This window comes from Nitratireductor pacificus pht-3B, from assembly GCF_000300335.1.
GTDB classification, from domain to species: domain Bacteria; phylum Pseudomonadota; class Alphaproteobacteria; order Rhizobiales; family Rhizobiaceae; genus Nitratireductor; species Nitratireductor pacificus.
In genome coordinates this window covers 54,028-79,185 of sequence record NZ_AMRM01000014.1, presented here as the reverse complement: position 1 = coordinate 79,185, position 25,158 = coordinate 54,028, and the positions used below count along the sequence as shown (strand labels likewise).

23 protein-coding genes and 1 pseudogene are annotated in these 25,158 nt (G+C 65.6%); 17 read left to right on the top strand and 7 right to left on the bottom strand.

From position 1 onward, the window contains the following. The first annotated feature begins 5 nt into the window (after positions 1-5). The 6 genes from NA2_RS13380 (at position 6) to NA2_RS13355 (ending at position 4,512) form a co-directional block, all read left to right on the top strand. Complete coding sequence (locus NA2_RS13380) at positions 6-644, top strand: SGNH/GDSL hydrolase family protein (protein WP_008597502.1); 639 nt, start codon at positions 6-8, stop codon at positions 642-644. Positions 645-660: 16 nt separating this feature from the next. Continuing rightward, positions 661-1,212, top strand: coding sequence for an HdeD family acid-resistance protein (locus NA2_RS13375; RefSeq protein WP_040677889.1), 552 nt, complete (start codon positions 661-663; stop codon positions 1,210-1,212). 65 nt (positions 1,213-1,277) lie between these two features. Beyond that, positions 1,278-2,723, top strand: a complete 1,446-nt coding sequence (gene lpdA / locus NA2_RS13370; protein WP_008597500.1) for a dihydrolipoyl dehydrogenase — start codon at positions 1,278-1,280, stop codon at positions 2,721-2,723. Positions 2,724-2,793: 70 nt separating this feature from the next. Then, positions 2,794-3,078, top strand: a complete 285-nt coding sequence (locus NA2_RS13365; protein WP_008597499.1) for a GlsB/YeaQ/YmgE family stress response membrane protein — start codon at positions 2,794-2,796, stop codon at positions 3,076-3,078. Positions 3,079-3,085: 7 nt separating this feature from the next. Then, positions 3,086-4,048 (top strand): lipoyl synthase, encoded by a 963-nt coding sequence (gene lipA, locus NA2_RS13360; protein ID WP_008597498.1) that lies wholly within the window; start codon positions 3,086-3,088, stop codon positions 4,046-4,048. 8 nt (positions 4,049-4,056) lie between these two features. Further along, positions 4,057-4,512: a type II toxin-antitoxin system RatA family toxin gene (locus NA2_RS13355; protein WP_008597497.1), complete on the top strand. Its 456-nt coding sequence runs from the start codon at positions 4,057-4,059 to the stop codon at positions 4,510-4,512. Positions 4,513-4,738: 226 nt separating this feature from the next. Here the strand turns inward: NA2_RS13355 and NA2_RS13350 are convergent, their stop codons facing one another. Together NA2_RS13350 and NA2_RS13345 are read right to left on the bottom strand one after the other, a co-directional pair. Continuing rightward, positions 4,739-5,230: a CinA family protein gene (locus tag NA2_RS13350; protein ID WP_008597496.1), complete on the bottom strand. Its 492-nt coding sequence runs from the start codon at positions 5,228-5,230 to the stop codon at positions 4,739-4,741. Further along, positions 5,227-6,453 (bottom strand): bifunctional 2-C-methyl-D-erythritol 4-phosphate cytidylyltransferase/2-C-methyl-D-erythritol 2,4-cyclodiphosphate synthase, encoded by a 1,227-nt coding sequence (locus tag NA2_RS13345; RefSeq protein WP_040677886.1) that lies wholly within the window; start codon positions 6,451-6,453, stop codon positions 5,227-5,229. Before NA2_RS13345 ends, NA2_RS13350 begins: the two co-directional genes overlap by 4 nt. 124 nt (positions 6,454-6,577) lie before the next feature. Between NA2_RS13345 and dusB the strand changes: the two genes are divergently transcribed. From dusB to ntrC, 3 genes are read left to right on the top strand one after another with little or no spacing between them, the layout of a single operon-like run. Then, a complete protein-coding gene (dusB, locus tag NA2_RS13340) occupies positions 6,578-7,597 on the top strand; it encodes a tRNA dihydrouridine synthase DusB (RefSeq protein ID WP_051011645.1) in 1,020 nt (339 codons plus the stop codon). Further along, positions 7,594-8,736, top strand: a complete 1,143-nt coding sequence (locus tag NA2_RS13335; RefSeq protein ID WP_008597493.1) for a two-component system sensor histidine kinase NtrB — start codon at positions 7,594-7,596, stop codon at positions 8,734-8,736. The genes dusB and NA2_RS13335 overlap by 4 nt, the downstream gene beginning before the upstream one ends. Continuing rightward, entirely contained in the window at positions 8,733-10,181 is a 1,449-nt protein-coding gene (gene ntrC, locus NA2_RS13330; RefSeq protein WP_008597492.1) for a nitrogen regulation protein NR(I), read from the top strand. The genes NA2_RS13335 and ntrC overlap by 4 nt, the downstream gene beginning before the upstream one ends. A gap of 277 nt (positions 10,182-10,458) precedes the next feature. Here ntrC and NA2_RS13325 read toward each other — a convergent pair. Next, positions 10,459-10,819 (bottom strand): annotated as a pseudogene (locus NA2_RS13325) (cell wall hydrolase); the annotation flags it as partial. Positions 10,820-11,193: 374 nt separating this feature from the next. Here NA2_RS13325 and NA2_RS13320 point away from each other — a divergent pair. The 6 genes from NA2_RS13320 to hflX all read left to right on the top strand — a co-directional run bounded on the left by NA2_RS13320 (position 11,194) and on the right by hflX (position 19,052). Next, on the top strand, positions 11,194-13,458 hold the full coding sequence (locus NA2_RS13320; RefSeq protein WP_008597490.1) for a sensor histidine kinase NtrY-like: 2,265 nt from the start codon (positions 11,194-11,196) through the stop codon (positions 13,456-13,458). 3 nt (positions 13,459-13,461) lie between these two features. Beyond that, positions 13,462-14,823 carry a nitrogen assimilation response regulator NtrX gene (gene ntrX, locus NA2_RS13315; RefSeq protein ID WP_008597489.1) on the top strand — a complete coding sequence of 454 codons (1,362 nt, stop codon included), beginning with the start codon at positions 13,462-13,464 and terminating at the stop codon, positions 14,821-14,823. A gap of 96 nt (positions 14,824-14,919) precedes the next feature. Continuing rightward, positions 14,920-16,296: a Trk system potassium transporter TrkA gene (trkA, locus tag NA2_RS13310; RefSeq protein WP_008597488.1), complete on the top strand. Its 1,377-nt coding sequence runs from the start codon at positions 14,920-14,922 to the stop codon at positions 16,294-16,296. A 115-nt stretch (positions 16,297-16,411) separates the two neighbouring features. Continuing rightward, positions 16,412-17,278: a D-amino-acid transaminase gene (locus NA2_RS13305; RefSeq protein ID WP_008597487.1), complete on the top strand. Its 867-nt coding sequence runs from the start codon at positions 16,412-16,414 to the stop codon at positions 17,276-17,278. Positions 17,279-17,426: 148 nt separating this feature from the next. Then, positions 17,427-17,675 (top strand): RNA chaperone Hfq, encoded by a 249-nt coding sequence (hfq, locus tag NA2_RS13300; protein ID WP_008597486.1) that lies wholly within the window; start codon positions 17,427-17,429, stop codon positions 17,673-17,675. Then, positions 17,676-19,052 carry a GTPase HflX gene (gene hflX, locus NA2_RS13295; RefSeq protein ID WP_008597485.1) on the top strand — a complete coding sequence of 459 codons (1,377 nt, stop codon included), beginning with the start codon at positions 17,676-17,678 and terminating at the stop codon, positions 19,050-19,052. Between the two features lie 7 nt (positions 19,053-19,059). On the opposite strand, the gene mazG is transcribed toward hflX, so the two are convergent. Further along, positions 19,060-19,875, bottom strand: a complete 816-nt coding sequence (gene mazG, locus NA2_RS13290; protein WP_008597484.1) for a nucleoside triphosphate pyrophosphohydrolase — start codon at positions 19,873-19,875, stop codon at positions 19,060-19,062. A gap of 320 nt (positions 19,876-20,195) precedes the next feature. Between mazG and cml the strand changes: the two genes are divergently transcribed. Further along, on the top strand, positions 20,196-21,380 hold the full coding sequence (gene cml, locus NA2_RS13285) for a CmlA/FloR family chloramphenicol efflux MFS transporter (protein WP_040677825.1): 1,185 nt from the start codon (positions 20,196-20,198) through the stop codon (positions 21,378-21,380). A gap of 57 nt (positions 21,381-21,437) precedes the next feature. Here cml and NA2_RS13280 read toward each other — a convergent pair whose 3' ends face one another. The 3 genes from NA2_RS13280 to NA2_RS13275 form a co-directional block, all read right to left on the bottom strand. Further along, positions 21,438-21,917: an avidin/streptavidin family protein gene (locus tag NA2_RS13280; protein WP_040677876.1), complete on the bottom strand. Its 480-nt coding sequence runs from the start codon at positions 21,915-21,917 to the stop codon at positions 21,438-21,440. Positions 21,918-22,134: 217 nt separating this feature from the next. Then, on the bottom strand, positions 22,135-22,278 hold the full coding sequence (locus NA2_RS21975) for a hypothetical protein (protein WP_157188230.1): 144 nt from the start codon (positions 22,276-22,278) through the stop codon (positions 22,135-22,137). Positions 22,279-22,291: 13 nt separating this feature from the next. Beyond that, positions 22,292-22,486, bottom strand: coding sequence for a heavy-metal-associated domain-containing protein (locus NA2_RS13275; RefSeq protein WP_008597481.1), 195 nt, complete (start codon positions 22,484-22,486; stop codon positions 22,292-22,294). 163 nt (positions 22,487-22,649) lie between these two features. Here NA2_RS13275 and NA2_RS13270 point away from each other — a divergent pair, with 163 nt between their 5' ends. Continuing rightward, positions 22,650-25,157: a heavy metal translocating P-type ATPase gene (locus NA2_RS13270; RefSeq protein ID WP_040677873.1), complete on the top strand. Its 2,508-nt coding sequence runs from the start codon at positions 22,650-22,652 to the stop codon at positions 25,155-25,157. The last annotated feature ends 1 nt before the right edge of the window (position 25,158 follow it).

Here is a 25,158-nt window from a genome sequence, read left to right as displayed (position 1 = left end):
ACGGCATGAAGACCATCCTGTGCTACGGCGATTCGCTGACATGGGGGTACGATCCCGTCGGTCCCGCAAGGCACGCCTACGAGGATCGCTGGCCGAGCGTTCTCCAGGACGCGCTCGGCAGCGGCGTCCGCGTCATCGCCGAGGGGCTGAACGGCCGCACGACAGCCTATGACGATCACCTTTCGGGCGCCGACCGCAACGGCGCCCGCCTCCTGCCGACCCTGCTGACCAGCCATGCGCCGCTCGACCTGGTGATCCTGCTGCTCGGGTCCAACGACATGAAATCCTACATCTGCGGCAGCGCCTTCGGCGCGTGGCAGGGGATGCGGCGGCTGGTCGATATCGTGCGGCGGCACGACTATCCAATGGGGCAGCCCGCGCCGGCGGTCCTTGTCGTCGCGCCGCCCGCGCGCGGCCCAAGCGAGGATCCGCAGGCCGACGCGGTGTTTGCGGATGCGCTTCATGAGACCACCAAGCTCGCCGGCTTGTACCGGCAGCTTTGCGAAGAGGTTTCCTGCGGGTTCTTCGATGCGGCCACCGTGGCGCGGCCCAGCCCGATCGACGGATTGCACCTCGACGCCGACAACACGCGCGCCATCGGCGCGGGGTTGGCGCCGATCGTCAGAGACATTCTGGAACTTTGACCAAGGAGGAATGATCATGACCAACACTGTCGGGACTCAATCCATCCACGCATCCTGGGGCTGGCTCGCGCTGCTCGGCGCGATCTCGCTCATCGGCGGCATTCTGGCGCTTGCCAATCCCTTCGCGGCGACCCTGACGGCAGCCCTTCTCGCCGCCTGGACCTTCGTCCTGTTCGGCGTATTGCAGATCATCCAGGCGTTCCGCGTCCGCGGCTGGTCCGGCTTCCTGTGGTCGCTGCTTCTAGGCGTGGTGACTCTGGCCGTCGGCATTTCCATTCTGGTGCGGCCCGGCGCCGGCATCGTCTCGCTGACGGTCCTGGTGGCGATCATGTTCCTGGTTCTGGGCGTGGTCAAACTGATGTATGCGTTCTCGCTCCGGCCGATCTCCGGCTGGGTCTGGGTGCTCGTGTCGGGGCTGATCTCGCTGGTGCTCGGCGTGATGATCCTAGCGGAAATGCCTTGGGCCGCTGCTGCCGTCCTCGGCATCCTGCTTGCCATCGAGCTGCTGTCGAACGGCGTTTTCCTGCTGCTCGTGGCATTCGGCCTGAGGGCCGCGCGGCAGGCGTGAAGTTTTTTTGCAAGGCGCGCCGGCGGCGCGCCTTGAAGCGTGATTGACCAAAGGAGAGACCAGCCGTGGCTGAAAATTACGACGTCATCATCATCGGATCCGGTCCCGGCGGCTATGTCACGGCCGTACGCGCAGCGCAGCTTGGCCTGAAGACGGCCATCGTCGAGCGGGAGCATCTGGGCGGCATCTGCCTCAATTGGGGCTGCATCCCGACCAAGGCTCTGCTGCGCTCGGCGGAGATCAAGCACTATGCCGAGAACGGCAAGGATTACGGCCTGACCATCGAGGGCAAGGTCTCGGCCGACGTGGCCGCCGTGGTCGACCGCTCCCGCAAGGTTTCTCTCAGGCTGAACGGCGGCGTCGGCTTCCTGATGAAGAAGAACAAGGTGGACGTCATCTGGGGCGAGGCGAAGCTTTCCAAGCCGGGCGAGGTCGTCGTCTCTTCTTCCTCGAAGAAGGCGATGCAGCCGCAGCCGCCGGAACCCAAGGGCGCCAAAGGGGCGGGAACCTACACCGCCAAGCATGTCATCCTCGCCACCGGTGCGCGGCCGCGCGCGCTGCCGGGCATCGAGCCGGACGGCGAGAAGATCTGGACCTACTTTGAGGCGATGGTGCCGAAGGCGATGCCCAAATCGCTCGTCGTCATGGGATCGGGCGCAATCGGCATGGAGTTCGCCTCCTTCTACCGCACCATGGGCGCCGAGGTGACCGTGGTCGAGCTGATGCCGCAGATCCTGCCGGTCGAGGATGCCGAGGTGTCAAAATTCGCCAAGCGGCAGTTCGAGAAGCAGGGCATCAAGTTCCACCTCGATTCCAAGGTGACGAAGGTCGAGAAGACCAAGGACGGCATCACGGCCCATGTCGAGGGCAAGGACGGCAAGGTCGAGAAGATCTCCGCCGAGAAGCTGATTTCGGCCGTCGGCGTGCAGGGCAATATCGAGAATCTCGGCCTCGAGAAGCTCGGCGTGAAGACGGATCGCGGCTGCGTCGTGGTCGATGGCTACGGCCGGACCAATGTCGCCGGCCTCTATGCCATCGGCGACGTCGCCGGCCCGCCCATGCTGGCGCACAAGGCGGAGCATGAGGGCGTCATCTGCATCGAGAAGATCGCCGGCGTGCCGGGCGTCCACGGCCTCGACAAGGGGCTGATTCCGGGCTGCACCTATTGCCAGCCGCAGGTGGCGTCCGTCGGCCTGACGGAGGAGAAGGCGAAGGCCGCCGGCCGCGAGATCCGCGTCGGCCGCTTCCAGTTCGCCGCCAACGGCAAGGCCATCGCGCTCGGCGAGGATCAGGGGTTCGTCAAGACGATCTTCGACAAGAAGACCGGCGAACTGCTCGGCGCGCACATGATCGGCGCCGAGGTGACCGAGCTCATCCAGGGTTTTGTCGTCGCCATGAACCTGGAGACGACCGAGGAGGAGCTGATGCACACGGTCTTCCCGCATCCGACGCTGTCGGAAATGATGAAGGAGAGCGTGCTCGACGCCTATGGGCGTACGTTGAACGCGTAAGGGGCTTCCCCCTGTTTCCCCGCGCCGTTCTGGACTATATGCGGGGGAACGCGAAACGAGGACCGACCCGATGGAACAGGATTTTGGAATCATGGGCATGCCGGGCGTCGGCTTCTTCGGCCTTCTCTTGATCGGCTTTCTTGCCGGTTACGTGGCCGAGAAGACGATGAACCGCGACCATGGTTTCCTCACCAACATCCTCGTCGGCATCGCCGGCTCCTTCGTCGGCGGCACGCTGGCGGGGCTGGTCGGCGTCTCGTTTTATGGCTTTCTGGGCAATCTGGTGGTCGCCATCCTCGGCGCGATCCTGATCCTGTGGATTTTTGGCCGTTCGGAATCCCGCCGGACGCGATAGGACAAACATGGTCACCGTTCTCGATACCGTCAGCAACAAGCCGCGCCTGCGGCACCCCGAAAAGGCGCACCGGCCCGATCAGGAGGTGCTGCGCAAGCCGGAGTGGATCCGCGTCAAGGCACCGACGTCGAAAGGCTATCTGGAAACGCGCGAGATCGTGAAGTCGCACAAGCTCGTCACGGTCTGCGAGGAGGCGGGCTGCCCGAACATCGGCGAGTGCTGGGACAAGAAGCACGCCACCTTCATGATCCTCGGCGAGATCTGCACCCGCGCCTGCGCCTTCTGCAACGTCGCGACCGGCATTCCCGGCCCGGTGGACATGAACGAGCCGGAGAACGTAGCCAAGGCAGTGCGCGAGATGGGCCTGAAGCATGTCGTCATCACCTCGGTCGACCGCGACGACCTGGCCGATGGCGGCGCGCAGCACTTTGCCGACGTGATCGGCGCCATCCGTGCCTCGTCACCCGGCACGACCATCGAGATCCTGACGCCTGACTTCCTGCGCAAGCCCGGTGCGCTCGAGGTGGTGGTGGCGGCCAAGCCGGATGTCTTCAACCACAATCTGGAAACGGTACCGTCGAACTATCTGACCGTGCGTCCCGGGGCGCGCTATTTCCACTCGATGCGGCTCCTGCAGCAGGTGAAGGAACTGGATCCGACCATGTTCACCAAGTCGGGCATCATGGTGGGGCTCGGCGAGGAGCGCAACGAGGTGCTGCAGCTGATGGACGATCTGCGCGCCGCCGACGTGGATTTCATGACCATTGGCCAGTATCTGCAGCCGACCCGCAAGCATCACCCGGTGAAGAAGTTCGTTACGCCGGAGGAATTCAAGTCCTACGAGACCGTCGCCTACACCAAGGGCTTCCTGATGGTCTCTTCCAGCCCGCTGACGCGTTCGTCGCATCACGCCGGCGAGGACTTCGCCAAGATGCAGGCTGCGCGCGAGGCGCGTCTCAAGTCGGCCTGATCGCCTCGATGCCGAAATTCGAGACCGTACGCCGCGTCGCCCACGCGCCGGACCAGATGTTCGCGCTGGTGGCGGATGTGGAAAAATATCCGGAATTCGTGCCGATGTGCGAAGCGCTCACGGTGCGCACACGCAAGGAGCGCGAGGGGGTGACGCTGCTCGTGGCTGACATGACGGTCGGCTACAAGGCGTTGCGCGAGACTTTTACCAGCCAGGTGACCCTGAAGCCCGCCGACTGCGCCATCGACGTGCGCTATGTCGATGGGCCGTTCCGCTTCCTGAAGAATGAATGGCGCTTCGAGCCTGCGGGCGAGGGCGCCTGCGACATCCATTTCTTCATCGAGTACGAATTCAAGAGCCGCATGCTCGGCATGGTGATGGGCGCCATGTTCGACCGGGCGTTCCGGATGTTTTCCGAGGCCTTCGAGCGGCGGGCCGATTTGGTCTACGGCACCGCTGCTTGACGATTGACGCGGTTGCGGGCGGGGCGCTGGCGTTCGGCCTTTTCCAGTCAGGCATGGATCCTCGGGTCAAGCCCGAGGATGACGAATTGCACGGGCGGCGTTGTTGATCGGCAAGCTGATGCAAGGGTGGTGATCGGCATTGCCCTGTCCATCACTCGTCATCCTCGGGCTTGACCCAAGGATCCATGCCGGAACGTTGGTGTGGTCGCCGACGCTAGAAAAACGTCTAGCCCGCCTTCAAGGCATCGAGAACCATCCGCAGCGCCGAATCGACCGTGGCGGCGCGAACGCCGGCGCGGTCCAGCCCGGTAAAGAGCCGGTTTTCGGCAACCACCTCATGGCCCTCCAGCGCCAAGCCGAACCACACGAGGCCGACCGGCTTTTCCGCCGAACCGCCTCCCGGTCCGGCGATGCCGGTCACAGCGATGGCGATGCCTGCGGCCGACCTTGCCAGCGCGCCGGCGGCCATTTCCCGCGCGGTCTCCGCAGACACCGCGCCATGGGCGTCGAGCGTGGCGGTCTGAACGCCGAGCATCTCTGTCTTCGCCGCGTTGGAATAGGTGACGAAACCCCGGTCGACCACCGAGGAGGAGCCGGCGATGTCGGTGAGTGCTGCGGCGATCATGCCGCCGGTGCAGGATTCGGCGGTCGCCAGCAGCAGCCCGCGTTCCTCGCAGACGGCCAGCACCGCGCTGGCGAGGTTTTTGGCTCCGCTCACGCCGGCACCTCGCCGGGATAGATGACGCTGGCCGTGGCGATGGCGGCGATGCCTTCCTCGCGGCCGATGAAGCCCAGCTTCTCGTTGGTCGTCGCCTTGATCGAGATGCGGCCTTCGGCAATGCCGAGCATCGTGGCCAGCGCCGCCGTCATCGCGGCGCGGTGCGGCCCAACCTTCGGCGCCTCGCAGATCAGCGTGACGTCCGCATTGGCGATGCGGCCGCCGGCCTCGCGGACGATCCTTGCGGCATGCTCCAGGAAGATATGCGAGGCCGCGCCCTTCCATTGCGGGTCGGAAGGCGGGAAATGCGTGCCGATATCGCCGGCGCCGCAGGTGGCGAGCAGCGCGTCGGTCAGCGCATGCAGGCCGACATCGGCGTCCGAATGGCCCGAAAGGCGCTTTGTGTAGGGAATGCGCACGCCGCACAGAATGACCGCGTCGCCTTCGGTGAAGGAGTGCACGTCATAGCCGTTGCCCGTGCGCACATCGGGGAAGAGCGCCGCTCGATTGAGGCGCTGGTCGGCAAGAGCGATGTCGCGCGCCCAGGTGAGCTTGATGTTGTCGACGGAACCGGCGACGATGCGGACGGGAATGCGCGCCCATTCGGCGATCGCCGCGTCGTCGGTGAAGTCGTCGCGCCCCTGGTGGAAGGCCCGGTCATGGGCTGCCGCGATCAGGGCGAAGGGAAAGCCCTGCGGGGTCTGGGCCGCATGCAGGTCGTGGCGGGGAACCGTTTCCTCGATGGTGCCGCCGGGGCCGGCGCGCTTCAGCGTTTCGGCGACGGGGAGGGCGGGCAGTGCGCCCTTTCCTTCCTCCACCGCACGGATGATGCGGTCGATCAACTCGCCGTCGATGAACGGGCGGACGCCGTCATGGATCAGCACCGTTTGCGGCGCGGGATCGTGTAACGCCAGCAGTGCGAGCCGGGTCGAGGCCTGGCGCGACGCGCCGCCATGCAGCGCGATCACCCGGTCGGTCAGGCCGGCTGCGGCTTCGGCGAAAAGCGCTTCGTCATCGGGGTGGATCGCGACCACGACGCGGCCGATGCGGGGATCGGCCAGAAAGGTTTCCAGCGTATGGCGCAGCACCGGCTTGCCGCCGATGAGGCGGTACTGTTTCGGTCCCTCGGCGGATTGGCCGGCCCGCTCGCCGCGTCCCGCGGCGACGATCACCGCGGCGACCTCTCCCGCTCGGCCCCCGGTGATCCGATCCTGCCGTGTCATCTGCTTGTCCATAGGCCAGACGCATAATAACAGGCGCGGCGAAAGGCCAGTCGAATTTGCTGATCGCGTCGCCGAAGCGAAAAGCCGGTTGCGGGGCGGCCGGGAAATGTCTAAAGAATAAGCAATGAATGCTCCTGCTTCAATTTTAAGCAATGACGGGTTCGAGACGCTGCGGAAACCGCTTTCGCTGGGGCCTGTGACCATCCGCAACCGCGTGTTCCTGGCGCCGCTGTCCGGCGTCACCGACATCGCCTTCCGCCAGCGCGCGCATGCGCATGGGGCAGGACTCGTTGTCTCCGAGATGGTGGCGAGCGGGGAACTGGCGAAGGGCCGCGCCGAATCGGCCCGGCGGATGCGTCGGCCCGACATCGACGTGCACATGGTGCAGCTTGCGGGGCGCGAGGCGCGCTGGATGGCGGAGGCGGCGCGGATCGCCGCCGATGCCGGCGCCGACATCATCGACATCAACATGGGATGCCCGGCCAAGAAGGTGACGGGCGGCTATTGCGGTTCGGCACTGATGCGCGCGCCAGATCACGCGCTTTCGCTGATCGAGGCTGTCGTCGGGGCGGTCACCGTTCCCGTGACGGTGAAGATGCGGCTCGGCTGGGACGAGACGACGCTCAACGCGCCGGAGATCGCGCGGCGCGCCGAGGACGCCGGTGTCGCGATGGTAACGGTCCACGGCCGCACGCGCTGCCAGTTCTACAAGGGACGCGCGGACTGGCCGGCCATCGCCGCCGTCAAACAGGCGGTCGGCATCCCCGTGGTGGCGAATGGCGATGTGATGGACGCCGGGGACGCTGCGACGATCCTCGACCAGTCTGGCGCCGACGCGATCATGGTCGGCCGGGCGCATTATGGAGCGCCATGGGCGGCAGGGGCCATCGCCTCTGGCCGCGACCTGCGGCCGGAGGCGATGGCCGATTACGTCGTCGATCACTACGAGGCGATGCTCTCGCTCTACGGCATCGACCAGGGCCTGCGCCATGCCCGCAAGCATCTGGGCTGGTATCTCGACCGTCACGCGCCTCCGCTCGAAGCGGACGAGCGCAAGGCGATCATGACGGGAACGGATCATCGCGCGGTGATCGCCGGCATACGAGCGGCTCTCGATGCCGGGAAAGGTGTTCTGGCCGCATGACCGTGCAGATGTCGGATGGATCGGCCTCGGCCACCGCGCAGCTTCTCCTGAACACGCTGCGCCATCCCGTGGTGATGATCGACAGCGATGGATTCATCGTCCAGGCGAATGCCGAAGCGGAGGATTTCTTCCGGTCTGGTGCGACGATCCTGGCGCGCAGCCGGTTGTCCGATTTCGTGCCCTTCGGCAGTCCGCTGGTCGCGCTCGTCGAACAGGTGCGGGCGCAGCGCGTGGCGATCAACGAGTACCGCGTCGACATTTCCTCGCCGCGCCTCGGGCCGGAGCGCATGGTGGATATTCACGCGGCGCCTGTTTCCGAAGTGCCGGGCGCCGTCGCTCTTCTTCTGCAGGAGCGCTCGATGGCCGACAAGATCGACCGGCAGATGGTGCACCGCGGCGCGGCGCGCTCGGTCACGGGGCTTGCCGCCATGCTGGCGCATGAGATCAAGAACCCGCTGTCCGGCATCAGAGGCGCCGCCCAGCTGCTCGAACACGCGGTGACGGACGAGGACCGGGCGCTGACGCGGCTGATCACCGATGAGACCGACCGCATTGTCGCTCTGGTCGACCGGATGGAGGTCTTTTCCGACGAACGGCCGGTCGAGCGCGCGCCGATCAACATCCATCTCGTCCTCGACCACGTGAAGGCCGCCGCCCGCAACGGCTTTGCCCGCAAGGTGACCATCGTCGAGGACTACGATCCCTCGCTGCCTGCAGTCTGGGCCAATCGCGACCAGCTCGTGCAGGTGTTCCTCAACCTGGTGAAGAACGCCGCCGAGGCGATCGGCGACCGGGCAGACGGCGAGATCCGCCTCACCACGGCGTTTCGGCCCGGCATCCGGCTCTCCGTTCCAGGTTCCCCCGACCGGGTGGCGCTGCCGCTCGAATTCTGCGTTCACGACAACGGGCTGGGCGTGCCGGAAGACATGCGGCCGATCATCTTCGATCCCTTCGTCACCTCCAAGCAGAACGGGTCCGGCCTCGGTCTTGCGCTGGTGGCGAAGATCGTCGGGGCGCATGGCGGGGTGATCGAGTGCGAATCCTCCGGCCAGCGCGGCACCATGTTCCGCATCCTCATGCCGGCCTGGCGCGGGGCGAGCGGCTTCTCCTACGGGCAGGAAGAGGAAACGGCATCATGAGAAGCGGCAGCATTCTGGTCGCCGACGACGATGCGGCGATCCGCACCGTTCTGAACCAGGCGCTGTCGCGCGCCGGGCACGAGGTGCGCGTCACATCCAACGTTGAGACGCTGTGGCGCTGGGTTTCGGCGGGCGAGGGGGATCTGGTGATCACCGATGTGGTCATGCCGGACGGCAACGCCTTCGACCTCCTGCCGCGCATCCGCAAGGCGCGGCCCGACCTGCCGGTCATCGCCATGAGCGCCCAAAACACCTTCATGACGGCAATCCGCGCCTCGGAAGTGGGAGCCTATGACTACCTGCCGAAGCCCTTCGACCTGACGGAGCTGGTCAACATCGTCGGCCGGGCGCTGGCCGAGCCGAAAGCCGGTCATCGTGAGACCGCGAACCCGGAAGCGCCCGACGCCCTGCCGCTGATCGGCCGGTCGGCGGCAATGCAGGAGATCTACCGGCTGCTGGCGCGCATGATGCAGACCGACCTGACGGTGATGATCAGCGGCGAGTCGGGAACCGGCAAGGAACTGGTGGCGCGCGCGCTCCATGAGTATGGGCGCCGGCGCAAGGGACCGTTCGTTGCCATCAACATGGCGGCGATCCCGCGCGACCTGATCGAGTCAGAACTGTTCGGCCACGAGAAGGGCGCATTCACCGGCGCCCAGGCGCGCTCCTTCGGCCGTTTCGAGCAGGCCGAGGGCGGCACGCTGTTTCTCGACGAGATCGGCGACATGCCGATGGAGGCGCAGACCCGCCTCCTGCGCGTCCTGCAACAGGGCGAATACACGACCGTGGGCGGGCGCACGCCGATCCGCACCGACGTGCGCATCGTCGCGGCGACCAACAAGGATCCGCGCGGGCTGATCGACCAGGGCATGTTTCGCGAGGACCTGTTCTACCGGCTCAACGTGGTGCCGCTGCGCCTGCCGCCGCTGCGCGAACGGGCGGAGGACATTCCCGATCTGGCGCGGCACTTCTTCGCACGCGCTGAGAAGGAGGGACTGCCGTCGAAGCGCATCAGCGCCGAGGGGCTGATGCGGATGAAGCATTATCGCTGGCCAGGCAATGTGCGCGAACTGGAGAATCTGGTGCGCCGCCTGGCGGCGCTCTACCCGCAGGACGAGATATCGGCGGAGGTGATCGAGCAGGAACTGCGCGCCGCCGGCTCGCTGCGCGACGGCGATGCCGAGGTTCCGGTCGAGGAGGGATCTCTGGAACAGTCGGTCGAGCGGCATCTGCAGCATTATTTCGCGCGGTTCGGCGAGCAATTGCCGCCGGCCGGTCTCTACCAGCGGGTTCTTGCCGAAGTCGAGCAACCGCTCCTCATCGCTGCGCTGACGGCGACCGGCGGCAACCAGCTGAAAGCCGCCGATCTTCTCGGGCTCAACCGAAACACGCTGCGCAAGAAGATCCGCGAATATGGCGTCAACATCTATCGCGGAGCGAACTGAGGGCCGCCCAGCATCCAGAGCGGTTCATCGTTCGATGGAGACAATGAACCGCTCTATCTCGTTGTTTTTCCGCATTTATGCGGACGTCAGGTGATTCCACCTGACTGCAAAATGCTCTATTCGGCGCGAGCGGCGGTACCGTCGAGGATCATTGCTCCGATCGGATCGGCGGTGTCAGGCGGAGCTTCGTAGGAAAGAGCGGTGGACGGCGTGGCTTTTCCCATTGCTGCGGCGGTCCTTTCGATCGGTGGTGGCTGCACACGCTGCGTCACCTGATTGCGGGGACGCTTCTCGTAGAAGGCGTTGCCGCCGGCAACCAGCACATAGTGCATGTTCCTGTAGGGAAATGTCAGGCCGGCGGTGTGGAAGAATTTCGACTGCTGCACGCCGGGATGGCGTTCACCCCGCAGCACGGCGTCGGCGGCCGCCTGCACGTCGGGCAGGGCCTTCGAGTTCATCGGCCGGCTCATGACGCCCGGCGCGAACTGGCCTTTCTGGCCGACGACACCGCAGACCGTGTCGGGGAACGCTTCCGAGGCCACCCGGTTCATCACCACCGTGCCGACAGCCACCAGCCCATCGCGGCTCGAGCGGTTGGATTCGAAGAACATGGCCCGCTCCATGCATTCGCGTTCCTTCTGCGAATAGCGGAGCGGCTTGGGGGTGAGGGAAGCGGTGGCGATGGCATCCACGCCCTGCGTGCAGCCGGCAAGCGCCAGAAACGTCACGGCAAGGCCTGCCGCGCGCCGCGTCGAACCGGCGCGGTTCACGATATGCGCCTCATGCTGATGTCCTCTCCGATATGCCGCCCATCCCGCCTGAGATCAGAAAAAGCATGTTCGGGGCGAAATGATGTCGAACGCCTTGCTTCAGGCCTCGATTGCCGCGTGAATTCCCACTCTGCCCCAGCATTGCCGCAATGTTTGACGAATGAAGTGTTGCCTGTACGCTACAGTCGTTGCATATATGCAACATCTTCTGAGTCCAGTTCGCGAGCGCAGATGCCGGAGTGATGGTCAGCTTGTCAGAGAGTTCGACAATACAGCCGCTTGCAGCGGCGTCGCCGGTCAGAAACGGCCGGTCGCCCTCGCTTTACCTGGGCATCGGCGCGGCGGTCGGGGCGCTGGTCACCGCCGTGGTGTCGTTCACGGTGCTGCTCGGCCTCACGCCGCTGACACCGGATTCCGGCACGACGCTCCTGCTGATCGCCATCAATCTGGGCTTCATCCTACTCTTGTTCGGGCTCATTTGCGCCGAGGCCTTCCGCATCTACAAGAGCCGCAAGGGCCGCAGGGCGGCGTCGCGGCTGCATGTGCGCATCATCGCGATGTTCTCGCTGGTGGCGGCGATCCCGGCGATCCTCGTCGCCGTCATCGCCTCGGTGACTCTCGAACTCGGCCTCGACCGCTGGTTCGAGATCCGCACCAAGGTGATCATCTATTCGTCGCTTTCGATCGCCGATGCCTATGTGCAGCAGAACGCCCGCAGCCTGCAGGTGACCACGGAGAGCATGGCCGTGCGCCTCGATCAGGCGCGCACGCTGTACAATCTCGACCGCTACGGATTCCGCGACTTCATGACCCGGCAGGCGGCCCTGCGCGGACTGGCCGATGCGGAGCTGGTGCGCGCCGACGGTTCCGTCATCATGAGCGCGCAGATGCCGGAGGATATTCCGTTGCCGCGGCCGGACCGGGCGGCGATCGGCACGGCGGACAATGCGGAGATCGCCTTCAACGAGATCGGCGGAACCAACCTGGTGACAGCCGTCTACAAGCTGCAGGAGATCCCGGACGCCTATCTCTACACGGGCGCGCTTCTCGACCCGGATGTCCTGAAGGCGCGGCAGATCGTGCGGACCAACACGGACGAGTACCGCTCGCTGGAGGACAATCGCGGCAACACGCAGCTCGCTTTCGCGCTCCTCTATCTGGTGGTGACGCTCGCCATCGTGCTGGCTGCGATCTGGACGGGCATCGCGGTCGCGGACCGCCTGGTGCGGCCGATCCGCCAGCTGATCGGTGCCGCCGGAGACGTTTCGACGGGCAATCTCGATGTTTCGGTTCCCGTCCGTTCGTCGGATGGCGATGTCGGCCTTCTGGGCGACACATTCAACAAGATGACCCAGCAGCTCAAGTCGCAGCGCGACGAGTTGATCGCCGCGAAGGACGTGATCGACGAGCGCCGGCGTTTCACCGAGGCCGTGCTTTCGGGCGTCACCGCCGGCGTCATCGGCGTCGATGCGCACGGCACCGTGGCGATGGTGAACCGGTCGGCGGAGGCCATGCTGGCGATCCCGGCGCGCAACGCGGTCGCGAAGAACCTGTCGAGCGTCCTGCCGCATGTCGGCCGCGTGTTCGAGGCCGGGCGCAAGTCGGGCCGTCCGGTCTACCGAGAACAGGTGGCCTTCTTCCGCGCCGGCGCCGAACGCACGTTCAACATCCAGATCACCACCGAGGAGGGGGTCAACGATACGGACGAGCACTCCTATGTGGTGACCGTCGACGACATCACGGACCTGATGCAGGCGCAGCGCTCCATGGCCTGGGCGGACGTCGCGCGCCGCATCGCGCACGAGATCAAGAACCCGCTGACCCCGATCCAGCTTTCGGCGGAGCGTATCCGCCGCCGCTTCGGCAAGGTGATCGAGCAGGACCGGGAGATCTTCGACCAGTGCACCGACACGATCATCCGGCAGGTCGGCGATATCGGCCGCATGGTTGACGAGTTCTCGGCCTTCGCCCGCATGCCGAAGCCGGACATCCAGCTGCTGGATCTCCGCGAGCCGCTGCGCGAGGCGTCGTTCCTGGTCGAGGTGGCGCGCAACGAGATCGCCTTCGAGCGCGATTTTTCCGACACGCCCCTGATGGGACGGTTCGATGCGCGCCTGATCGGGCAGGCCTTCGGAAACGTCATCAAGAATGCCGCCGAGGCCATCGAGGCGACGGAGAAAACGCACGGCCAGAACGGCGCGATCCGCGTCGTGGCGCGTCGCGACGACCGTTTCATCCAGGTGGATGTCATCGACAACGGCAAGGGATTGCCGCGCGAGAACCGGCAGCGCCTGCTCGAACCCTATATGACGACGCGCGAGAAAGGCACGGGCCTTGGCCTCGCTATCGTCAAGAAGATCGTCGAGGACCACGGCGGACGGCTGGAACTGCACGATGCGCCGGCCGATTTCCACCGGGGCGTCGGTGCGATGATCCGGATAATCCTTCCCGCCACCCGGCCGGCCGACGCGCCGGCCCAGGGCGGCACAGAGACGATAAAAAGGTAAGCCATGGCGTCCGACATCCTGATCGTAGACGACGAGGAAGACATCCGCGAGCTCGTCGCGGGAATCCTCAGCGACGAGGGCCATGAGGCGCGCACCGCCCATGACAGCGACAGCGCCCTCGCGGCGATCTCCGAGCGCGCGCCGCGCCTGATCCTGCTCGACATCTGGCTGCAGGGATCGACGCTCGACGGCCTGGCCCTGCTCGACAAGATCAAGGAGATGCACCCGGACATGCCGGTGGTGATGATCTCCGGGCACGGCAACATCGAGACCGCCGTCTCGGCCATCAAGCGCGGCGCCTATGATTTCATCGAGAAACCGTTCAAAACCGACCGGCTGATCCTGATCTGCGAGCGGGCGCTGGAGATCTCCAAGCTCCGGCGCGAGATGACGGACCTGAAAAAGCGCAGCGGCGATTCGTTCGACCTCGTCGGCCAGTCGGCGGCGCTGAACCATCTGCGCCAGACCATCGAGCGGGTCGCGCCGAACAACAGCCGCATCATGCTGATGGGGCCCTCCGGATCGGGCAAGGAGCTGGTGGCGCGCGCCATCCACGCCGCCTCGCTGCGGAAGAACGGCCCCTTCGTCGCCCTGAACGCGGCGACGATCACGCCGGAACGCATGGAGATCGAGCTGTTCGGCACCGAATCGAACGGTCACGAACGCAAGGTCGGCGCATTGGAGGAGGCGCATGGCGGCGTCCTCTATCTCGACGAGATCGCCGACATGCCGCTCGGCACGCAGAGCAAGATCCTGCGCGTCCTGGTCGACCAGCAGTTCGAACGGGTCGGGGGAACGCGGCGCGTCAAGGTGGACGTGCGGATCATCTCCTCGACGGCGCAGAACGTCGAATCGCTGATCGCCGAGGGCGGTTTCCGGGAAGATCTGTTCCACCGGCTGGCGGTCGTTCCGGTCGGCGTGCCGCCGCTTGCCGAACGGCGCGAGGACATTCCGCTCCTGGTCAATCACTTCATGCAGCAGATCGCCGAGCAGGCGGGCATCAAGCCGCGGCCGCTTGGCAACGACGCGATGGCGGTGCTGCAGGCGCACAACTGGCCGGGCAATGTCCGGCAGCTGCGCAACAACATCGAGCGGCTGATGATCCTGACGCGCGGCGACGGGCCCGACACGCCGATCACGGCAGACCTTCTGCCGGCGGAGATCGGCGATGTGATGCCGCGGCTCCCGACCCAGTCGGATCAGCACATCATGGCGCTGCCGCTGCGCGAGGCGCGCGAAATGTTCGAGAAGGAGTATCTGCTGGCGCAGATCAACCGCTTCGGCGGCAACATTTCCCGCACCGCGGAATTCGTCGGCATGGAACGCTCGGCCCTGCACCGCAAGCTGAAGTCGCTGGGGGTTTAGGGTAGGGCGGGCGCTCATCGCGCCTGTTCCCTTCCCCTCGGAAAAGCGATAGAGCAGAGCCGTTGCCAGGACCCCTCGACAGGGCAGGAGTGGACGATGAAGGTCATTATTTGCGGTGCGGGCCAGGTCGGCCACGGCATTGCGGAGCGTCTCGCCGCCGAGCAGAACGATGTCTCGGTGATCGATACCTCACCGGAGCTGATCCGGGCCGTACGCGACACGCTCGACGTGCGTGGTTTCGTCGGCCATGGCGCGCATCCCGACGTGCTGGCGCAGGCCGGCGCCAGCGAAGCGGACATGATCATCGCCGTCACCCTGTTCGACGAGGTCAACATGGTGGCCTGCCAGGTGGCGCATTCGCTGTTCAACGTGCCCACCAAGATCGCCCGCATCCGCTCGCAATCCTATCTGCAGGCCCATTACATGGATCTGTTCTCGCGCGATCACCTGCCGATCGACGTGATCATCTCGCCAGAGGTCGAGGTCGGCGAGATGGTGATGCGGCGCATCGCGCTGCCGGGCGCCACCGACGTGGTGCGCTTCGCCGACGACCATGTGCTGATGGTGGCGATCGAATGTCTTGAGGAATGCCCGGTCATCAACACGCCTCTGGCGCAGCTGACCGAGCTTTTCCCCGATCTGCCGTCGACCGTGGTCGGCGTGTGGCGCGACGGAAAGCTGTTCATCCCCCATTCGGGTGACCAGCTCATCGCCGGCGACCTTGCCTATGTGGTGACGACCCGCGAGCAGGTGCGCCGGACGCTGGGCCTGTTCGGGCACGAGGAACGGGAAGCGACGCGCATTGTCATTGCCGGCGGCGGCAATATCGGCCTGTTCGTGGCGCGGACCATGGAGAAGAAGCAGAGCCGTACCAAGGTCAAGATCATCGAGAACACGCGCGAGCGCGCCGTGGCGCTGGCCGACAAGCTGCGCCGCACGGTGGTGCTCCATGGCAGCGCGCTCGACCAGAAGCTGCTCCTCGAGGCAGATATCCAGCATGCCGACCTGATGGTGGCGCTGACCAATGACGACCAGGTCAATATCCTGTCGAGCGTCATCGCGAAGCGACTCGGCTGCCGATCGAACCTGGTTCTGATCAACAACCCGACCTATCATGATTTCGCCAAGACGCTGGGCATCGACGCGCATGTGAACCCGCGTTCGGTGACCATCTCGAAGGTGCTGCAGCATGTCCGGAGGGGGCGCATCCGCGCGGTCCACAACATCCAGCGGGGAGCTGCCGAGGTGATCGAGGCCGAGGCGCTGGAGACCTCGCCTCTGGTCGGGCCGCCGCTCTCCGAAGTGGAATTTCCCGACGGGATGCGCATCGGCGCGGTCTATCGCGACGGCGCGGTGATCAAGCCCAGCGGCTCGCTCAGGATCAAGCCGAAGGACCGGGTGGTGATCTTCGCTCTCGAGAGCGCGGTCCGGCAGGTGGAGCAGATGTTCCGGGTCAGCCTCGAATTCTTTTGAGCCAGTTTGCGCGGCGGCTTGAAATGCACGTCGCACCCCTGCAAAAGAATGCAGTCATCATTCTTGCCTTGCCGCCTGGAACAGGGCGCGGCATTCACCAGCACGGAGAGTCCAGATGCCACGCATTGCCTATGTGAATGGGCGCTACGTTCGCCACGCCGACGCCGTCGTCCATGTGGAGGATCGCGGCTATCAGCTGGCCGACGGCGTCTACGAGGTGTGCGAGATCGCGCGTGGCTTCATCATCGACATGAAGGGGCATCTCGACCGGCTCGACCGCTCGCTGAGCGAGTTGCGCATGGGCTGGCCGCTGGAGCGCAGCGCGCTCGAACTCGTCATGCGGGAGGTCATCCGGCGCAACCACGTCCGCAATGGCCTGGTCTATCTGCAGGTGACGCGCGGCGTTTCGCCGCGCGACCATGCTTTCCCGACGAAGCCCGTGCGGCCGGCGCTGGTGGTGACGGCGAAGCGCACGGATCCGCGCGTTTCGGCGCGAAAGGCCGAGAAGGGCATGGCGGTCATCACCGTCCCGGAGAACCGCTGGGAGCGGGTCGATATCAAGACGATCGGCCTTCTGCCGAACGTCCTGGCGCGGCAGGCGGCGGTGGATGCAGGCGCGCAGGAAGCCTGGTTCGTCGATCCCGACGGCACGGTGAAGGAAGGCGCCTCGACCAATGCCTGGATCGTCAGCAAGGACGGCGTTCTGGTCACGCACCCGGCCGATTTCGGCATTTTGCGCGGCATCACGCGCGCCACCGTCATGAGGATCGCCGCCGAGCATGACCTGAAGGTCGAGGAGCGGCATTTCACGGTGGAGGAGGCGCAGGCGGCGCGCGAAGCCTTCGTCACCAGCGCCACCTCCGTCGTCACGCCCGTGATCAGCATCGACGGCAAGGCCATCGCGAACGGACATCCCGGCTCGATTGCACGCTCCCTGCGCGAAGCGTTTTTTGCAATTGCGGAAAAAAGTCCTACCTGTTAACCAACGGACATGGTAGCGGCTCAACACGAGCAAGGAAAACCGGCGTCAAACGCGCACGCGACTTCTGTCATTGGATTTCTTGACAGAGGCGGGTGATATTTGCGCTACTGGCTGCCTTGACGGCAGCGAATGGGTGAAAGACCAAGAAATGGCGGAACGATCACAAAATTTGCAGGACCTGTTCCTGAACACCGTTCGCAAGAGCAAGAACCCGTTGACGATCTTTCTCATCAACGGCGTCAAACTGACGGGCATTGTCACATCCTTCGATAATTTCTGCGTGCTTCTGCGTCGCGACGGGCACTCGCAGCTCGTCTACAAGCATGCGATCTCGACAATCATGCCGAGCCAGCCCGTGCAGCTGTACGATGCAGAGGAAGGCGCTCGGGAATCCTGATTGACCCAGCCACGCAAGCCTGAGGGCAGGGGGCAGACCGACGACAGCGGGACGCGCGGCGCCGTGGCGACGCGCGCTTTCGTCGTTTCGCCTGTGCTTGCCGCGGACCGGCGCGCTGCAGAAAGCGGCACCACGCCGGCGCGCTCGCCGGAAGCACGCTCGGAAGAAGCCGTAGGGCTTGCCGAGGCGATCGACCTCCAGGTGGTTTCCGCGGAGATCATCCCGGTCGGCACGCCGCGCCCGGCGACGCTCATCGGCACCGGCAAGCTCGACGATCTCGCCGCGCGCGTCGCCGAGGCCGAGATCGAAGTGGTCATCATCGATCATCCGCTGACGCCAGTGCAGCAGCGCAATCTCGAAAAGGCGCTGAACGCCAAGGTGCTCGACCGGACCGGCCTGATCCTCGAGATCTTCGGCAGGCGGGCGCGCACGAAGGAAGGGCGCCTGCAGGTCGAACTGGCGCATCTCGAATACCAGCGCGGCCGGCTGGTGCGGAGCTGGACCCACCTGGAACGGCAGCGCGGCGGCGGCGGCTTCATGGGCGGCCCGGGCGAAACGCAGATCGAGGCCGACCGCCGGCTGCTGCAGGACCGCATCGTGCGCCTGAAGCGCGAGCTGGAAACGGTGCGCCGCACGCGCGATCTGCACCGGTCCAAGCGGCGCAAGGTTCCGTTCCCGATCGTCGCCATCGTCGGCTACACCAATGCCGGAAAATCCACGCTGTTCAACCGGCTGACCGGTGCCGCGGTGATGGCCGAGGACATGCTGTTCGCAACGCTCGACCCGACGCTGCGGCGGGTGCAGCTGCCGCACGGCACGACCATCATCCTGTCCGACACGGTGGGCTTCATCTCGGATCTGCCGACCCATCTCGTCGCCGCTTTCCGGGCGACGCTGGAAGAGGTCATCGAAGCCGATCTGGTGATCCACCTGCGCGATATCTCCGATCCCGCTTCCAGCGCGCAGGCGGCGGATGTCGAAGAGATCCTCGGCGATCTCGGCGTCGACGTGGCCGACAAGAAGCACGTGCTGGAAGTGTGGAACAAGATCGACAATCTCGACGCGGAGAAGCGCCGGGCGCTTCTCGACGGTACGCGGGGAGCGGAGGCGCCCCTGGCGGTCTCCGCCGTCACCGGCGAAGGGATCGACGCGCTTCTGGCCCAGGTGGAGGCGCGGATATCGGGTGTCGTCAAGGCGATCACCATCTCCCTGACGCCAGCGCAGATGCCGCTGCTCGACTGGGTCTATCGGAATGGCGACGTGACGGAGCGCTCCGACAATGACGACGGCAGCGTCACGATGACGGTGCGCGCCACCGATGCCGCCCGGCGCGAGATCAGCGAGCGCCTGGGCTCGAGACCCGCCGAGGAAGCATAGGGTCCTGCTACAGGGACTTGGCCTGCTGCCAGAGCTCTTCCATTTCAGCAAGGCTCGCCTCTTCGAGCGAGCGTCCGGCACCGTCCAGCGCCCGCTCGACATGATCGAACCGCTTGCGGAACTTGTCGTTGGCGGCCGAAAGCGCGGCTTCGGGATCGTGCCCCAGATGACGGCCGAGATTGACGAAGGCGAACAGGAGGTCGCCGTATTCCTCGGCAATATGGGCTTCGTCGCGGCTCTCGATGGCCTCGCGCAGCTCGCCGATCTCTTCCTCGATCTTGTCGAAGACCGGGCCTGCCGCGCCCCAGTCGAAGCCGACGCGGGCGGCGCGCGACTGCAACTTGAGGGCGCGCATCAGCGCGGGCAGGGCGCGTGGCACGTCGTCGAGATAGGCGTTCTCTTCCAGCGTCTGGCCATTCGCCGCGCGGCGCGCCCGGCGGTCTGCCTTCTCCTGCGCCTTGATCGCCTCCCACATGCCCTTGGCAAGGCCCTTGCCGCGCGCCTCGGCCGGGCCGAAGACATGCGGGTGCCGGCGGATCATCTTGGCCGTGATGGCGTGCACGACGTCGCCGAAGGCGAAGCGGCCTTCTTCCTCGGCCATGCGGGCGTGAAACACGACCTGCAGCAGCAGGTCGCCGAGCTCGTCGCGCAGATCGTCCATGTCGCCGCGCTCGATGGCGTCCGCCACCTCATAGGCTTCCTCGATCGTGTAGGGGGCGATGGACGAGAAATCCTGCTCCACGTCCCACGGGCAGCCGGTTTCGGGCGTGCGCAGCGCGGTCATGATCTCCAGCAGGCGGGCGATGTCGGTCGAGGGCTGCATGGATGATCCTTTCGCTGTCGCTCGGCGGGGCGTCATAGCATGGATTGGCGGTCGGGGGAGGGAGACCGCGGGATGTCTCCACCGTTTCTTCCGCCACGAGGCCGTCTTGCTGCGGTGGAGTGTTGCTGCTAGAAACCGCTCCCGGCCCGCACGCAAGACGGGCCTGAACAGGACGAAAGCAGATGACGGGAAGCACCAAGTCCGCAGACAAGTGAGCCGCAACGCCATTTCAGGTCGTTGCGGCGTCTGATCCGTCATCGTTCAAGAAATCATGCCGGCAGGGCGCCGCCAAATGCAGTTCATTTGTGCGGATTTTTGCCATGCTTCGTCCCAGCTCTTCTGTCTGGAACCATTCTCTCGCCACGGCGCTCATGCTTATGGCGCCATTCGACATTCTCGCCTCCCTGGCGATGGACATCTATCTTCCCGTCATCGTGCAGATGCCGGAAAGCCTGCAGACCACAACGTCTGTGGTGCAGCTCACGCTCAGCCTGTACATGGTGGTGCTTGGGCTCGGGCAGATGGTCTTTGGCCCGTTGTCCGACCGTGTCGGCCGCCGTCCGGTCCTCATCGTCGGGGCGCTTCTGTTCGCCGCCAGTTCCCTCGGCCTGGCGCTGACCGCATCGGCCATCTTCTTCGTGATCCTGCGCATCGTGCAGGCGGCGGGCGCCTCGGCGGCGCTGGTCGCGACATTTGCCACGGTACGCGATGTGTACGCGGAGCGTCCGGAAGGTGCGGTGATCTACAGCCTGTTCGGGTCCATGCTGGCTTTCGTGCCGGCTCTGGGGCCGATCGCCGGGGCGCTGATCGCCGCACATTTCGGCTGGCGCGCAATCTTCGCCGTTCTGGCCGGCCTGGCCGTCGCGGCGCTCGTACCTGCTCTCGTCCGATGGCCCGAGACGCGGCCGGCCGAGACGCCTTCGTCCTCCACCGCATGGCGCGCCATTCTCACAAGCGGTGCCTTCTGGATCTACACGCTCGGCTTCAGTGCCGCGATGGGTTCGTTCTTCGTCTTCTTCTCCACGGCGCCGCGTGTCCTGATCGACGGCGCCGGCTTTTCGCAGATCGGGTTCAGCCTGTCGTTCGCCAGCGCGGCATTCGCCATGATCATCACCACGCGTTTCGCCAGTCGATTCGTGACGCGCTGGGGTCAGGCAGGTTGCCTGGCGCGGGGCATGGTCATGCTGCTCCTGGGGGCCGTTCTTCTGGCGCTGGGCCAGATGTTCCTCACGCCGTCCTTCGCCAGCTTCGTGATGCCCATGTGGGTGATCGCGGTCGGCATCGTCCTTGCCTCGTCGGTGACGGCGAACGGCGCGCTGGCGGCTTTCGGCGCATCGGCGGGAATGGCCGTCGCGTTCTATTTCTGTGTTCAGAGCCTGATCGTCGCGCTGGCGGGAACGCTGTTCGTCATCTGCCTGGATGGTGACACCGCCTGGCCACTGGTCGGCTATGCGGGTTCCATGGCGCTGCTGGTGCTCGCCGGGCTGGCGATCCTGAGGCGCTGATGGCCAAGGCCGGGCAGGGGCGTTGCCGCCTGCCCGGCCATGTCCACCCGTGCCCTGCTACTCCTTCATCGGCGGCGCTTCGCCGATGCTTGGCGGAACATAGCTGAAAAGATCCTGACCGCGTTCGATCGCCGGTTCCGAACCGCCCTGGTAGGACAGGTTCCAGTCGGTGACGATCTGGATCGTCCCGTCGTCGTTGCGCCGCGCGTAGCCGGTCCAGCCCGTCGCCGATCTGCAGTCCTGGGTGCCGTTCCGCCAGGCCACAGAAAAGGCGATGAACTGCCCGTTGACGCGGCCGGTGAGCGGGTAGGGCGTGTTCTGGCAGCCGGTGTCGCGGGCGTGGTTGACGTAGTGGCCGCTCACCTGGTCGGTCGTGCTCACGGTGATCGTCATCATCGACCCGTGCTCATTGACCCAGGTGGTCGATGTGGCCACCAGGCCGGAAAAATCCTCGAAACCGGTCTGGTCGAGCGTCTCATAGGCGGTCGCGGATGTGGCGAGCGTCAGGAACGACGCTGCAACAGCATGTCTAAGCATGGCATCAATCCTCATTGTGAAGGCGTTGACGAGGCCGGCTGCCTGCATGCTCGTGGAATTGCTGTGCCGTTCTGCGGCGTGTCGGTGGTGGAACCTCGAAAACACTCTGACACCAGCCGGCACCGGGGTAAAGGCCGGCGTCACGCTTCAGGGGAGGAGGTTTGACGGCTTATGGCGGCGTGGGGGCCACCGGCCCCCACGTCGATACGGGCTTGGTCTACCGGTCGGCGGCAGGCATGGAGTGGCCCGGCGCGGCATGACCCCGGTTCCCGTCCTGCAGGGTCATGCGGCTCTGTGCCAGGGCGAGCCCGGCGCTGATTGCAAGTGCCGCAGCAATGAAGATCGGAGTGAGCCTGTTCATGGCGCTTCTTCGATCAGCGCGCGGTTGCCGGAAAGCCGGCTTCATCGAGGACCGTCTGCACCGCTGCCGCGGACGCCTCGGTCTCGACCTTGACGATCCGGGCGGCCGGATCGGCCTCGACCTTCGCATTGGGGTCGACGGACTGGATCGCCTTGGTGACGGAGCGCGCGCAGCCGCCGCAGGTCATATTCTCGATCTTGAGCTCCATGGTGTTTCTCCTTGCTGTGAGTCTCATCCGGTGCAAGATGGAGCTTCCAGCGATGGGAAGGTCAAGCGATGAAAAAAGCAGAAAAATTGCGCTTGACCTTCCCATCGCTGGAAGCTCCATCTCTGGTCCGAACATGAATTCCGGACTGATGAAGGAGGTGGCGATGAATGCCCCTGTTCGAAACACCGACACGACGAGGCAGGCGCTCTCACTGCCTATCGAGGGCATGACCTGCGCGTCCTGCGTGGGTCGCGTCGAAAGAGCCTTGAAGGCGGTGCCCGGCGTCGCCGACGCGGTGGTCAATCTGGCGACCGAGAAGGCCAGCATCACCTTCAGCGCGCCGGTCGATCCCGCCGCGCTGGTCAGGGAAGTGGAGGCTGTCGGCTATGAGGTTCCGGCCAGCTTCTCCGCTCCGCAGACGGCGACGCTCGAGGTGGCGATCGAGGGCATGACCTGCGCGTCCTGCGTCGGCCGTGTCGAAAAGGCCCTGAAGGCGGTGCCCGGCGTCACGGGCGCGGCGGTCAATCTCGCAACGGAAAAGGCAACCGTCCACGGAACCGTGGAGCCAGCCGCCGTGGTGGCGGCGATCGAGAACGCCGGCTACGACGCCCGGGTCCTCGCGGCCGCAAGCACCGGCGCCGAGACCGAAGCCGACGACCGTGCGCAGAAGAAGGAAGCGGAGCGGCGTGAGCTGACTCGCGACTTCATCATCGCTGCCGTGCTCACCGCTCCCGTCTTCCTGCTAGAGATGGGATCGCACCTCATTCCGGGCGTCCACGCGCTGATCGACAGCACCATCGGCATGACCAACAGCTGGTATCTCCAGTTCGCGCTGACGACGCTGGTGCTGTTCGTTCCGGGGATCCGCTTCTACGACAAGGGGCTCCCGGCGCTGTGGCGGCTTGCGCCCGACATGAACTCGCTTGTCGCCGTCGGATCGCTGGCAGCCTATGGCTACTCGCTGGTGGCGACCTTCGCGCCCGGATTCCTGCCTGCCGGGACGGTCAACGTCTATTTCGAGGCGGCAGCCGTCATCGTGACGCTGATCCTGCTCGGCCGGCTGCTCGAGGCCCGCGCCAAGGGTCGCACCTCCGAAGCGATCAAGCGCCTGGTCGGCCTGCAGGCCAAGACAGCGCGCGTGCGCCGCGACGGCGGGACGATCGACCTGCCGATCGGCTCGGTCGCCTCCGGCGATGTCGTCGAGGTTCGCCCTGGCGAGCGAATCCCCGTGGACGGCGAGGTGATCGAGGGCGACAGCTATGTCGACGAGTCGATGATCACCGGCGAACCGATCCCGGTTTCCAAGTCGCCGGGCAGCCCGGTGGTCGGCGGCACCGTCAACCAGAAGGGCGCCTTCGCCATCCGCGCGACGGCCGTCGGCGGCGACACGGTGCTTTCGCAGATCATCCGCATGGTCGAGGAAGCGCAGGGTTCGAAGCTGCCGATCCAGGCACTGGTCGACAAGGTTACGATGTGGTTCGTGCCGGCTGTCTTCGCCGTGGCGGCGCTGACCTTCGCAGCCTGGTTCTATTTCGGTCCGTCGCCGGCGCTCACTTTCGCGCTGGTCAACGCCGTCGCCGTCCTGATCATCGCCTGCCCATGCGCCATGGGGCTGGCGACGCCGACCTCGATCATGGTCGGCACCGGCCGCGGGGCGGAACTGGGCGTGCTCTTCCGCAAGGGTGAAGCACTGCAATTGCTGAAGGATGCAAAGGTCGTCGCCGTCGACAAGACCGGCACGCTGACCGAAGGCCGGCCGGCGCTGACCGATCTGGAACTGGCCCCGGGTTTCGACCGCGAGACGGTTTTGGGCCTCGTCGCGGCGGTCGAGGCGAAGTCGGAACACCCGATCGCCCGCGCGATCGTCGATGCGGCGGCAGGCGAGGGCATCGCACTGGCCTCCGTGTCGGACTTCGAATCCGTGACGGGCTTTGGGGTGAAGGCCAGCGCGGACGGCAAGCGCGTCGAGATCGGCGCCGACCGCTACATGGCCGCGCTCGGTCTGGACGTCACCGGTTTCGCCAGCGTTGCCGAACGCCTCGCAAACGAAGGCAAGTCCCCGCTCTATGCGGCGATCGACGGAAAGCTGGCGGCCATCATCGCGGTGGCGGACCCCATCAAGGAGACGACCCCGCTGGCGATCAGGGCGATGCATGATCTAGGGCTGAAGGTCGCGATGATCACCGGCGACAATGCCGGCACCGCCAGGGCCATTGCAGCACAGCTGGGCATCGACAGCGTCGTGGCGGAAGTGCTGCCGGACGGGAAGGTGGACGCCGTCCGCCGCCTCAGGGCGGAGCATGGCAAGGTGGCGTTCGTCGGCGACGGCATCAACGATGCTCCCGCGCTCGCGGAAGCGGACGTCGGCCTCGCCATCGGCACGGGAACGGACATCGCCATCGAGGCGGCGGACGTGGTGCTGATGTCCGGCAGCCTGCAGGGCGTGCCGAATGCGATCGCCCTGTCCAAGGCGACGATCGGCAACATCCGGCAGAACCTGTTCTGGGCCTTCGCCTACAATACGGCGCTGATCCCGGTTGCCGCCGGCATGCTCTATCCGGCCTATGGCATCCTCCTGTCGCCCGTCTTCGCGGCCGGCGCCATGGCGCTCTCCAGCGTCTTCGTGCTCGGCAACGCGCTGCGGCTCAAGACCTTCAGGGTGTCGAACTGAC